This is a genomic window from Paenibacillus amylolyticus (assembly GCF_036894225.1).
Lineage (GTDB): Bacteria > Bacillota > Bacilli > Paenibacillales > Paenibacillaceae > Paenibacillus > Paenibacillus amylolyticus.
The window spans coordinates 251,285-263,706 of the sequence record NZ_CP145892.1 but is presented as its reverse complement, the minus strand read 5'-3'; the positions used below and the strand labels follow the sequence as shown (position 1 = coordinate 263,706).

Genomic DNA, 12,422 nt, shown 5'->3' with positions numbered 1-12,422 from the left:
CCCACTACTTCTTGCGCCTGCGTATGTAGTAGAGAACCGTGATCAGAACACCCGGAACCAGTGCTGCAAAACTGGCATAGATCAGACACCATTTCAACAGGGTAAATAGCGGAGTGAGTTCAGCAAGCACAGGCGTACGTTCAGGATAACGATACATGATCAGGGACGCACCTATATTTTCAAGCATGTCCATAACCCAACTTAAGACCGGAATCAGATTCACCCAACGCCAGCGACTCTTTATCGGAAGTTCGCGATAGAGTATCGATAACAGAACAACCAAGAGGGACAGATAGGCCAAGGGCCATATGAGGTCAAATGTGAACCGTGCCTGAATATAGGCGCTCCGCCCTGCTTCACCATACTGCTCTGCCATCTGATACAGATCATCCGCCGTGTACAGAAAAGAGGAATCCGGGGACTGTCCACCACCTGTGGCCTCCTCCGACTTTGCCGCCTGCCAGGGCAGAATAAATGCAATGAAACAGGCAAAAACAACAATTGCAGCTACAACCCATTTCCAATTCACCCGCTGATAGAACCAACCTGACACTTTATTCAGCACGTTCTGTCCCCTTTCAGATAAAAAAAAGACCACTCTCCCGAATCCTATCGGTAAAATGGTTGTGTTCAATCCTATGAAGTTATCGAGCTTGAACGATGTTATCTATTTCACTTTTCAATAAGAGGTATCGGTGAACACTTCTCATGATCGGGACCTTCGTTAGTTTGTTCTTGTCCACGTACAGTTTCATCTGGTCTTTGGTCAAACCAAGCAAACTTCCAGCTTCCGATACCGTCAACACTACCTCGGGGTTCGTAGCATTAAACGTCCTCTTTACTTTCTGATTCCAGTCCTCGAATACCTGCATAGATCAGTGACATCTCCTATCCATAGCCAGTTATTATCAGGCTGAATATATCCAGTATACCACACTTGTGCTGCTCGTAACTTAATCCTTGCGCAGAACCATATTCTGATAGGCATATTTCCTGCTTGACCCTGACGTTAACTCGAGGGTTTATACTGGCTTCAGGAGGGGATTAGCATGAGTATGTCACCTGAACATGTAACCAAGAAACGACGCAGTAGTGGAATAGCTATTATTGGAATGAGTTGGTTAACGATGACATTGGGTCTGTTTTTTGCTACACTCGAAGGGGAGTTTGTCAGCACTATTGGTGCTGCTGATTGGATGGTTCATCTCACCCAAGCTGTTGTCATTATTAGTATCGTCTTGCCCGTACTATTCGTCATTCGAAGACACTTCCATATGAAGTCCGCTCTTCTTCCTCTGACAGGAAAAAGCATAATTCACTTGCTCTTTGGCGCATTATTTGCCACTTCTCTGGCCTTCATCGGGTTAGCGATAGCTAGTATGAACAACTGGATTACGATTACGGAGTGGCACTTCTCAGCCGAGTTCTTGCTTGCTGTTGCACTTAATAGTTGTATTGCTTTCTTGTACGAAGCTTTGCCAGAGGAACTATCCATGCGAGGCATGGTCTATGATGGATTACGCTCCAGACTGCGACTTCCTGTGTTTTTCGCTTATGTAACTCAAATCATACTCTTTCTGCTGGTTCCGATGACTGTCAGCCTATTGCAAGAGCTCGTCGGTATCGATGCCGGAAACCGGATAACCTTGGATTATATGATCCTGCTCTTGACCTATGGTATTACGTTACAGCTTCTGCGCAGTTTGACCGGATCTTTATGGGCCTCCATCGGATTTCATGTCGCTTACCTGGAAGTAGCCAGATTCGTTGTTATGCCAGGTGATAGACCGGCATTCTTAAACTATACCGTGCAAGATAACGGGTTGGCCGAAATATTTATTTTGTATATGATGATAATCTTTGTCGGTGGGATCATTCTGGCGGTGCTCAATGCATGGCGCTGGTGGAGAATACATAAATCATGAGGGAGGGATCTGCCTGTTGTATACCGTAGGACAACTATCCAAACATACCGGAGTATCCATCCGAACACTGCATTATTATGAGAAGCTGGGTTTACTGCGACCGGCCCGTAATGAGAACAATCAGTATCGCTTATATGGTGAAAAGGATATTTTACGGCTTCAGCAGATTACCATTCTGAAGAAAATGCATTTTAAATTGAATGAGATTGGAGAATTCCTCGATCAGGATGCTACTCGCTCTGAACCAGAGAGTAATCTCACTTTATGGAATAATACGTTGGAACAACAACTGGCCGTCGTTAAGGAACAGCAGGAGAGATTAAGCAAGGTCGAGCATCTTCTTTTTTCAACTATATATGCCATCAGAGCCTCCGGTAAAATCAGTCTGGATGAGATGCTGGGTTTCATCCGTGAACTGGATCAGCCTCAGGGCAAGTTCCGTCAAGATGTTTTTACACCTGAAGAAATGGAATCGTTACCTCTGAATAATCAGAACGATTCAATATCCATGGAATGGGCTGATATTCTTAAAGATGTTCATACATGCAAGATGGAACCTCCGGATTCCGAAGCCTCACGGTTACTGGCCATCCGAATCTCTGATTATGCTGAAAGGGCTTTTCAAGGGAATGCAGAATTGGCAGAAAAATATTGGGATTATATCACCCCAGGGGATGATCGGTCAGCTCGTGTATATGGTATGACAACGGAAACCATGCGTTACATCGAAATGATCCTGGACCGATGGACAGTCCAGAATCCTGATGATCAACAATAAGAGCCACTTCGAAAAGTGGCCCTTGATCCATTCCCTTATTATGTTTCATCATGCTTCGTTACGCCTCTTCCCAGAAGCGGCGCAGGTTGTCCATGGCGATTTTGGATGCGGATTTGCATTCCTCCATGCCTTCGAACTCCACCGTAATGTTTCCATCATAGCCGGAGTCTTTGATCAGCTTTACAATTTTACGAATTGGAATGTCACCTTGTCCAACGATGGCCCCACGCAGAAAGTTGCCGTAGGCTGTCGTGAACCATTCACCCTCACCCGGATGCTCATCATAAGGACGGAAGTAGAAATCTTTGAAGTGGACCAGAGAAGCGTACGGCAGATTTTTCATGACGCCGATGATCGGGTTCTCATCCACACACATGAAGTTGCCAATATCGAGTGTTGTCTTAAAGTTCGGACGATCCACAGCATGCAGCACACGCTGCACCCGGTCACTCGCCTGCACGCTGAAGCCGTGATTCTCAATGGTTGTCGTGATGCCAAACTGCGCGGCATAGTCCGCAATGATCTGGCTTCCCCGCACCATCAGCGGCAGATGTTCCTCGAACCAGGTGATGGTCATCTTCTCCTTCGGCAGGGTAAACGCCGTGACGTCATGCCGCAGATGTTTTACAGCCATTCGGTGTACGACATCCACATGTCTTTTGACCCGAGCCATCTCTTCTTCAAAGGCCTCTTCCGTCTCCTGCACGAAATTCGCTGGCATGGAGTAGTTGGACAGTTCAATACCCGCAATCGCCGCCCGCTCCCGAATCGCATCCGCCAGATCGTGATTATCCTCCACGGTATAACCGTAAGGCACCATCTCCATATGCTCGCCGCCGTTCGCCGCAATCCAGTCGATCACATCCAGCACCGTCATCTCACCCGAATTCAAATCGTTCAACAAACTATACGTGCTCAGGCCCACTTTCATCTGCTCAGCTCCCTATCGATATTGTTGGATAAATTGAACCGCCTTGCGAATGTCCTGCTCCGGTTGATGACCAACCTCGCGTTCAATCGTCAGATAACCGGTGTAACCAATCTCCTGAAGCGCTGCAAAGTATCCGTCAAAATCAACGCCACCCTCGCCCAGTGGCACCTCACGGAAGAAGGCTCCGGAAGAGACCATTTCGGCAATCTTATCGTGATCCATAGGGGCATAACCAACCGCTCCGTATACGTCTCGTGGGTCAACTTCCTTCAGCCGTACACCATCCTTCACATGAGTATGTACGATGTAATCCTTGAGCAGATGAACGCCCTGCGCCGGATCATCTCCGGTCACCATCACCATATTCGCCGGATCAAAATTCACCGATACTCCGTTGGTCGATAACGTATCCAGGAAACCTTTCAAGTCAGCAGCCGTTTCCGGTCCTGTCTCAATGGCAAAGTATGCGCCAACACTTTTCGCGTATTGGCCCAGTTCCTCACAAGCAGCATGCAGTGTGGCATAAACTTCTGATGAAGGGTCATGTGGAACAATGCCGATATGTGTAGTGACAATGTTGGTGCCTAGATCGAGGGCCAGATCCACGATCCGCTTCGACTTCTCTACTTTCCACGGATTATCTTCCTTGACCTGAAAACCATGTCCACCCAGGTCGCCAACCAGTGCTGAAATTTCAAGACCCAGAGAATCGATGTAACTCTTCAACTCTTTGCGCGCCGCAGGTGACAAATTTTCAGGGTCCATCTCTCCCTTGACGGCGTAGATCTGCACACCTTCTGCACCTACGTCTTTGGCTTTGTTCAACCCTTCCCGTACACCTACGCCAAAGCTATCCACGATGACACCGATCTTATTCGTTAATTTCATGTCATACCTCCTGTGATTGAGTGAGTAACTCTACGTTCTCATGTAAATGTAAGGTTCGACTCATTACTGATATCAACAAGTTTCACCGACTTGATCTCATACGGTTTGAATGTCAGTTCAATTGTGCCGTTTGAACAAGCCAACGGATGGATCTCACCCTCCAGAAGATTAATGATGGACGCTTTGATTTCCTTTTCAGCCCACTGAACCTGCACCGTTTCCCGACCTCCGGATGATTCGTAGAAACGTAGTACTGTTCCCGAACCGTCTTCCGCTGGCTTGATTGCATCCAGAATAACATGTTCACTGTAGAACTGAACCCAAGCATGTTCAGCTGGCAAGTGACCCGAAGACTGACTCGCTGCCACAACTTCGACCGGATGATTCAGCTCCATCGCCCGGCGAACGACGGCAGCTTGTCGCCAATCGCCCTGATGGGGCAGGATCGAATACGTGAATTCATGATCGCCCTGATCGGCATGTTCATCCGGCCATTTCGGAGCACGAAGCAGAGACAGGCGGATCGTCCGATCCTTGATGTCATACCCGTACTTGCAATCATTCAGCAAACTCACACCGCTGTTGCCCTCCGAGATATCCGCCCAACGATGTCCACAGACCTCGAACTGCGCCTGCTCCCAACTGGTGTTGTTATGAGTTGGACGCTCCAACGCTCCAAACGGAATTTCATAAGCCGCTTTGGCTGCCACCAGGTCCACCGGAAATGCCACCTTGAGCAGTTTATGGCTCTCATTCCAGTTCACTTTTGTACGGAAATCAACACGCCGCTGGTAACGATACAAAATGATATCCTGACTGATCTCCAATTGATTCAACTTCCAGACAAAGCGTAGTACATCTCGCGTAGCCCCGCGCTGTACAATCTCTCTGGAGATCAACTGTACCGCACCAGCTCGCTGGGATTCAAATCGTGGATCGATATCCCATGCATCCCAGTACGTCGGTTTGTCGTGGAAAAACTGCCACTCATTCGCCCGATCACCGGGCTTCAGCCAGTCACGTCCTACCGTTTTGTCATACCATCGAGTGATCTCTCCCAAGTCATTAAACTCAAGCGTGTAAAATTCGGTTTCCCACGTGGAAGGGAAAGATTCTTCTTCCCTTAATGGAAGGATAACATCCGATGCCTCGCGCAGCCATATGGTTGTATACCCAAAAGCAGGAATCGATGGAACATGCACGAGTAGCGTATACTTGTCTTCCTTTTCTTCAAGATCACAGGCCAGACGGTTTCCTTGACGATCAAATGCTGCCATCCTGGCGAGGTGAGCATCCCCTGTAATGGTGATATTTTCTCCACGTTCCCAGCCAAGACTGTTGAATATAATGTAAGGAAGACCATCGACTTCATCTGTTTCAATGTTTTCCGCAAGGGTATCCAGCGTTTCCCGCAGTGCGGATGTACCCAGTGCAAATACCTTCGTGTACTCCTCGGTGGACGTTACGTAAACTTCTGGAATCGACGTTCCCGGAATAATGTCATGGAATTGGTTGAGCATAATCAACTTCCAGCCTTCATCCAAATCATTCTTCGTGTGCGCGCCGTAAGCCCCGGCAAATTGCCCCCAGATTTCCGCTTCCCGATATAATACCTCTGCCTTACGGTTGCTACGTTTGTTCCTTGCATGAGTTGTATACGTTCCGCGATGCAGTTCCAGATACAAGTCCCCGTGCCATTTCGGCAACGTCGGATTATTTAATGATATGTCTTCAAAAAAAGCCCCTGCTGTGCTGAATTTGCTGATTGGCTGTCCCACCATCAAATGGGATCGCTCCGCAAACTCCACCATCTCATTCGTCACGCCGCCACCACCATCGCCATGTCCGTAAAGCAACATTTGCTCAGGGTGCACATCCTTTTGTTTAAATGATTGCCAATGTTCATCCACATCTTTGGGACGGGTATGCTCATTCACTCCATGGTTCAGATACGCAAGCACCGAAGTACCGTCAATGCCTACCCAGTCGAAGAGGTCATACGGAAACGCATTGGTATCATTCCAATTCAGCTTGGTGGTCATAAAATAAGGAATATTCGCAAGCTTTAGCATCTGCGGTAAGGAAGCACAGTAACCAAAGGTATCCGGCAGCCACTCGATGTTGGAGCGTTTGCCAAACTCCGCCTGATAGAAGTTCTGTCCATACAGAATCTGCCGAACTAACGACTCGCCACTCGGAATATTCAGATCCGGCTCGACCCACATGCCTCCGACCAGCTCCCAGCGGCCTTCAGCAATACGGGCTTTAACTCGCTCGTACAGCTCCGGGTAATGATCCTTCACGAAGGCATACAACTGCGGTTGGCTCTGGGAATACACAAAATCCGGGTACGTATCCATCAAGGTGCACATGGTCGAGAACGTGCGACTGGACTTGCGAACCGTCTCACGTACAGGCCACAGCCAGGCAATATCAATGTGGGATTGTCCAACCAGATGCATGAAGCCACTTCGATATTCCTCCGGGTCTTCCTGCTGTACTGACTGTGCTAATACATATTCGAAGTTCTGTATCCAGGTTGCATCATTCCAGCGTTCCGGGTCATTGTACATGTTATCCATCACCTGATGAATAGCCTGAACAAGTACCATCCGCTTGGGCTCCTTCTCGTTATATGCCCGGAGCGACTCGGCGAGTACCGTAACGCTGTACATCAGGCTCTGCAGTGGCTGATTAACATGAACCAACGCTGCCCGAATGCCCTGAATAGGCGGCTGAATGACAGCTTGTCGGTTGAGTGGATCATGCGGCTCTGGAATCGGATCGTAGAGTTCAATCTCCAACTGCGGTGTATTTCCTACCCGACTTCTCGGAAGGGGTACGAACCCGTGGTTCCGGTCCAATCCGTGATAAGGTATGCCATTCACCTTAAGTAGCCCTTCTCCTCCAGCCTCGAAGATCAGCCCAACAGCTTGATCTTGCCATTCCGCCGGAATCTCCACACGATTACTCAGAAAATACGTCGTGCCGTGTACGCTTTTCAGCGGATTCAAGCTTTGCATGGCCTTGTCTGCCGGCTCATCTTTATTTACTTCTGCCTGTTCGTACTCGTATTCCCCTGGCCGAATGTATCTGGCCCTCTGCATCTCCCACGCTGGAAGCTCGATCGTATCCAGCCATTGTCGCTGTTTCAGATCTTCGATGAATCGCTGAATTCGAATCATACCTCCACCTCCACCTTCTGGATGTGCAGACTGCAGGCGGTCCAATCCATAGAATTGCGGCCAACCATGAGCCTGAATTCACCCGGTTCTACGACAGACTGGAGACGAGAGTCGATCAGTGCGAGGTGTTCTTTTTGCACAGGGAATGTAACGGTCTGGGTCTGTCCTGGCTTCAGATGAATTTTACGAAAACCCTTAAGTGACATTTCAGCCCGCGTAACCGAAGCCGACACATCCGTGATGTACAACTGCACAACCTCGCTTCCCGCAACCGCTCCGGTATTCGTGACTTCAACCATCACCTGAGCTTCATCGTCCGGGCCGATGATTTCTGGCATTACTCTTACATTCTCGTATTTGAATTCGGTGTAGCTCAGTCCATATCCAAACGGGTACTGCGGCGCCAGATCCATCTCCAGATACCGTTTGCCACGAGTGCGTTTGGCATGATAGTAGACCGGAAGTTGCCCAACATGCTTGGGAATGGAGACGGTAAGGCGGCCAGATGGATTCACATCGCCAAACAGAATATCCGCAATCGCGTTACCACCTTCCTGTCCGGGGTACCACGCTTCCACAATCGCATGGACATGCTCATCAATCCAAGGTTCAGCAATGGGGCGGCCGTTAATATACACCACGATAACGGGTTTCCCCAGCCTATGTACCTCCTGCACCAGCTCTAATTGAACACCCATGAGATTCAGGGAAGCCCGGTCAATGCCCTCACCACACTCCATGTCGTTCCAAGGATCATCGGTCACCATTGAAGCACCTGTCCGCAAATCGATCGTACCTTCACCAAAATCGCGGGCGCTGGAACCACCCATCACCATCACGATGACATCGGCCTGTTCCGCACAGACGAGCGCTTGTGCAAAGCCCTCTCTGGAATCGCCTTTAATCCGGCAGCCAGGTGCGTACAGCACCTGCCCCGAATCCGCGCCAAGCTTGCGCGTAATGCCATCCAGTACGGTGACGATCTGTTCTCTCGGCTGTGGCGAGGTATAGTCCCCAAGCTGGTTATAGATATGGTTCGCGTTCGGACCAATGACAGCTAGCTTTGGACCTGTTTTGGCAAGCGGAAGAGTATTTCCCTCATTTTCCAGTAAAACAATCCCCTCTTGTGCAACTTCCCTTGCCAGCTGAATATGATCTTCACATCCAATAACCCGCTCTGCAAACTCTGGATCAACGAAAGGCTTTTCAAATAGCCCAAGTCTGAATTTCATCTCCAGCACTCGCCACACAGCCAAGTCCAGATCCTTCTCTTTGATCAATCCCTGCTCAAGCGCCTGACCAAGATGTTTGCGGTACATGTACCCGGACATCTCCATGTCTACACCTGCCTGAAGGGACTGTGCCACGGCCTGCTCCCCGTTCTCGGCGGTGTTATGTCCATGAACCAGCATCTGAATGGCACCAAAATCAGTAATGACAAATCCCTCAAAACCCCACTGCTCGCGCAGAAGGTCATTCAGCAGATACGTACTGGACGTGCAAGGTACGCCATCTATCTCGTTATAAGCGGTCATCACGGAACATGCCCCGGCTTCCACTGCTTTTTTGAACGGCAACAGATCTATTTCATGCAATTCACGTAATCCCATATGCACAGGTGCTGCATTGCGCCCACCCTCTGAACTGCCATAAGCCGCAAAATGCTTGAGTGTCGCCACAATCGTCTGGTTGGAATCGAGGCCTTCACCCTGTAGTCCCTTCATGGCTTCCACTGCAAATTCACCAATCAAGTAGGGATCTTCGGCAAAACATTCCTCCGTCCGTCCCCATCTCGGGTCACGTACGACATCAAGCACCGGGGAATACGTTGCCGCTCCCCCCTGGCTCCGGGTCTCCACAGCGATGGCTTCACACATCTTGCGGTACAACTCCATATTCCACGTACTTCCCACCATTAACGGTACCGGAAATACTGTCGCCCCGATCGCCATATGCCCGTGGGAACACTCTTCCCCGAACAAAATGGGAATGCCCAGCCGGGAATGCTCCATGGCATACTGTTGAATAACATTCGTGGCAACGGCTCCCTGCCGTGGGGTAAGCCCCGTTTCCAGCGTCACTTCAGTCCATGGATCGGCCCGAAGCACACCATACAGAGAACCGACACCGCCCTGTTCCATGTCCGCTTTGAACTCTTCCGTCACCTGTACTGTACCATCAGCTGCTTTATCATACGTCTTCCATCCCATCGGCTGAATGAGTTGTCCAATCTTCTCTGCCGTTGTCATCCGTCCGATCAGATCCTGAACCCGCTCCTGAATGGGAAGCGAAGCATCTTTATAGTCCATATGCACATTCTCCTTATGCGTTCGGAATTAGTTAGGCGCGTGCACTCACATGGCTTTGCGATAGTCACTTGGTGCCACACCCACCACGTTCTTGAAAGCCCGGTTGAAGGAATTATAGTTCGTGTATCCCACTTCCTCACTGATCTCCTGAATGGCCTTATCGGTCTCCTGCATGAGCAGCTTAGCTTTTTCGATGCGATGACTAATGAGCAGATCCACAAACTTCTCCCCAATCTCATCCTTGAAAAGCTTGCTCAGATACTTCGGATTAATATCGAATAGATCACTAAGGTAGTTCAGCGACAGATCAGGATTGTTGTAATGCTCTTCGATGTATTTGCGAATCTCCAGAATATGTGATCTGTGTTTTCGGGAACAATGCAGCGTCTGCATCTGCAGCGCCAGTTCTCTGAACCCTTCCCAGCACAGCTCACGCAGATCGTCTAACGTCTCCCAGCCCTCAAGCCTCGGAAGCAGTGGAGTGAATATAGCAGCCCATGACTCCTGATACTCCCGTGGAAGTTCGGCGAATTCCCGATTGTAATGTTGAAATAACAATTGGATCGTATTCATAATCTCCTGCCGGGATAGAACGGACTCACTGATTTGTTCAAACAGTCTCTCAAAATGTTTTTCCCAGACATCGTCCGATAAACGCATCGCCTGTACCAACAGTGAGATGGTTTTCAGGAACTCATACACATCATTGGTCGAGTTCGGCACATCGCTACACGGAATGATACGATTTATCCCCAGTACAGCCTTGTACTCCAGCGCGTGCACAGCTTCTTTCAATGAAGCTCTCAGCCCCCGAATATCAACAGCGACCCGACCAACACCAATGGTTACGGTGAAGTTCAGATACTGATCGATTCTGTCCAGATAACCAGCGAGCAATCGATGCTCGGTCTCCTCGGCCTGTTCCATTGCCGGAATCCAGAGGATGGCGTACAGACGCTGATCGGAGATCCATTCAGCCCATACTTCCGTTCCTTCATGACGCGCACTCTCCTGCAGGATACTGGATAACACAAATTTCAAGAGGGATTGGTCCTGATCATGATACTTCGTCACAAATGCATCATACCGATCCATTTCAACTACCATGACGGCCCAATGATGCTCCAGCTCAGGCAGTTTGAACTTCTTCATCTCCGCTGTCAGCTCCGTGCTCGTAAAGTCTCGTGTGCCCTCCAGCAACTCCTGAAAGAACATTTTTTTCTGCAAAATCAGATTCTCTTCGTGCTCCTCCTGATATTGTCTCGTCTGATCAATCATGCGTTCCAGCGTTGTATGGATGAATCGAAACTCATTCTCCTTGCCATAGCCCAGCCCCGATTGCTTCTGCGAAGAGACGGTCTGAATTAACGTGACAATCTGCTGAATCGGCTTGTAGTTTCTGCGGGTAACATAGATCACCCACACCACACCAATCAACACAACCACTACAGCAAAGGCAAACCAGATATTATAAAATTGCAGCGTCCATTTGACGATTTTTCCATTGTTAAGACCTGTCTGCACCTTCCAACCACTATAACTCGACGTAAATTCGGAGAAGACTTCTCCCGACGTGGTTTTAGTAGAAGCTGCAACCCCTCCTGGCATGCTACTATCCCACAGATTGCCGCCCGAACGGTTGAAGATGTTCACAAACGTAAATTCCGGATCATACATCTGCATAATGGATTTCCTCAGGGTACTCAGGTCCACGTTTGTCACCACAAGTCCTTTGCCGTTTCCTACACTTCGCACAATCGTAATCACCTGCTCCGTCGCTTGTGAAGGAAAAGCTCGGAACGCTCGTGCCCCTACCCACTTCTGTTCATCCCTTGACCGGCTATCTGCAATAAAGTCTGCATCCGGGAACTCTTCAATCGGAACAGCCTTCCCGTTACTGAAGACCGTGCCATCCCCGTATCGAACGAGATAAATTGAATCAATCAGCGGATACTCTATTTTCAATTCATCAACCACCTGGACCGCCTGAATGCCGGCATACACATCATCGCTGCCAGATACCGAGAAATAATTCTTCAAGTTAGGGTTGGTCAAAATCTCACGCAGTACCTTGAAGTCGATGGAACGCAGGGAGTTGTCCAGATATTGCGTGACCTGAGAGGCCAGAAATTCATTGGCCTTGAGCGCTTCTCTACGGTTCTGTTCATTGAATACTTGAAAGAAAATAAAGAATAGAATGGTCGTCACAATAAAGAAAACAGGCAGATACGATAACAGCAAACGTCTAAACCAATTGTTGTTCATCTCCGAGATCCCCCCACCGTTACTGTTCATGCTGAATGACGACAAACATCTGTGCTGATCGCTAATTTCCCATAAATATTCAGTACATTATATCGGATGACGTGGGGTTGTCATAGGAGAAGACCGTCCCGGTCACGGGTG

9 protein-coding genes are annotated in these 12,422 nt (G+C 49.0%); 2 read left to right on the top strand and 7 right to left on the bottom strand.

Going from position 1 to position 12,422, the window contains the following annotated elements; translation table 11 throughout:
* Nucleotides 1–4 precede the first annotated feature (4 nt).
* Entirely contained in the window at nt 5–565 is a 561-nt protein-coding gene (locus V6668_RS01225; protein ID WP_338707519.1) for a hypothetical protein, read from the bottom strand.
* Nucleotides 566–644: 79 nt separating this feature from the next.
* Nucleotides 645–872: a hypothetical protein gene (locus V6668_RS01220; RefSeq protein ID WP_017691180.1), complete on the bottom strand. Its 228-nt coding sequence runs from the start codon at nt 870–872 to the stop codon at nt 645–647.
* Nucleotides 873–1,049: 177 nt separating this feature from the next.
* Here V6668_RS01220 and V6668_RS01215 point away from each other — a divergent pair, with 177 nt between their 5' ends.
* Nucleotides 1,050–1,925, top strand: a complete 876-nt coding sequence (locus tag V6668_RS01215; protein WP_338707518.1) for a type II CAAX prenyl endopeptidase Rce1 family protein — start codon at nt 1,050–1,052, stop codon at nt 1,923–1,925.
* 16 nt (nt 1,926–1,941) lie between these two features.
* Nucleotides 1,942–2,703, top strand: coding sequence for a MerR family transcriptional regulator (locus V6668_RS01210; protein WP_338707517.1), 762 nt, complete (start codon nt 1,942–1,944; stop codon nt 2,701–2,703).
* Nucleotides 2,704–2,761: 58 nt separating this feature from the next.
* Here V6668_RS01210 and V6668_RS01205 read toward each other — a convergent pair whose 3' ends face one another.
* Genes V6668_RS01205 through V6668_RS01185 form a run of 5 tightly spaced genes read right to left on the bottom strand, consistent with a single transcriptional unit; the run spans nt 2,762 to nt 12,281 of the window.
* Nucleotides 2,762–3,634: a sugar phosphate isomerase/epimerase family protein gene (locus V6668_RS01205; protein WP_282319712.1), complete on the bottom strand. Its 873-nt coding sequence runs from the start codon at nt 3,632–3,634 to the stop codon at nt 2,762–2,764.
* A gap of 12 nt (nt 3,635–3,646) precedes the next feature.
* Nucleotides 3,647–4,522, bottom strand: coding sequence for a sugar phosphate isomerase/epimerase family protein (locus tag V6668_RS01200; RefSeq protein ID WP_282319713.1), 876 nt, complete (start codon nt 4,520–4,522; stop codon nt 3,647–3,649).
* Nucleotides 4,523–4,560: 38 nt separating this feature from the next.
* Nucleotides 4,561–7,707 (bottom strand): alpha-mannosidase, encoded by a 3,147-nt coding sequence (locus tag V6668_RS01195; RefSeq protein WP_338707516.1) that lies wholly within the window; start codon nt 7,705–7,707, stop codon nt 4,561–4,563.
* Entirely contained in the window at nt 7,704–10,016 is a 2,313-nt protein-coding gene (locus V6668_RS01190; protein ID WP_338707515.1) for a glycoside hydrolase family 3 N-terminal domain-containing protein, read from the bottom strand. The genes V6668_RS01195 and V6668_RS01190 overlap by 4 nt, the downstream gene beginning before the upstream one ends.
* Nucleotides 10,017–10,061: 45 nt before the next feature.
* Nucleotides 10,062–12,281 (bottom strand): helix-turn-helix domain-containing protein, encoded by a 2,220-nt coding sequence (locus tag V6668_RS01185; protein ID WP_338707514.1) that lies wholly within the window; start codon nt 12,279–12,281, stop codon nt 10,062–10,064.
* Nucleotides 12,282–12,422: the final 141 nt, after the last annotated feature.

What these genes read in the sequence shown, in the direction of transcription:
- V6668_RS01220 (WP_017691180.1), bottom strand. Translation starts at nt 872, where the DNA reads ATGCAGGTATTCGAGGACTGGAATCAGAAAGTAAAGAGGACGTTTAAT.
- V6668_RS01215 (WP_338707518.1), top strand. Translation starts at nt 1,050, where the DNA reads ATGAGTATGTCACCTGAACATGTAACCAAGAAACGACGCAGTAGTGGA.
- V6668_RS01205 (WP_282319712.1), bottom strand. Translation starts at nt 3,634, where the DNA reads ATGAAAGTGGGCCTGAGCACGTATAGTTTGTTGAACGATTTGAATTCG.
- V6668_RS01200 (WP_282319713.1), bottom strand. Translation starts at nt 4,522, where the DNA reads ATGAAATTAACGAATAAGATCGGTGTCATCGTGGATAGCTTTGGCGTA.
- V6668_RS01195 (WP_338707516.1), bottom strand. Translation starts at nt 7,707, where the DNA reads ATGATTCGAATTCAGCGATTCATCGAAGATCTGAAACAGCGACAATGG.
- V6668_RS01190 (WP_338707515.1), bottom strand. Translation starts at nt 10,016, where the DNA reads ATGGACTATAAAGATGCTTCGCTTCCCATTCAGGAGCGGGTTCAGGAT.
- V6668_RS01185 (WP_338707514.1), bottom strand. Translation starts at nt 12,281, where the DNA reads ATGAACAACAATTGGTTTAGACGTTTGCTGTTATCGTATCTGCCTGTT.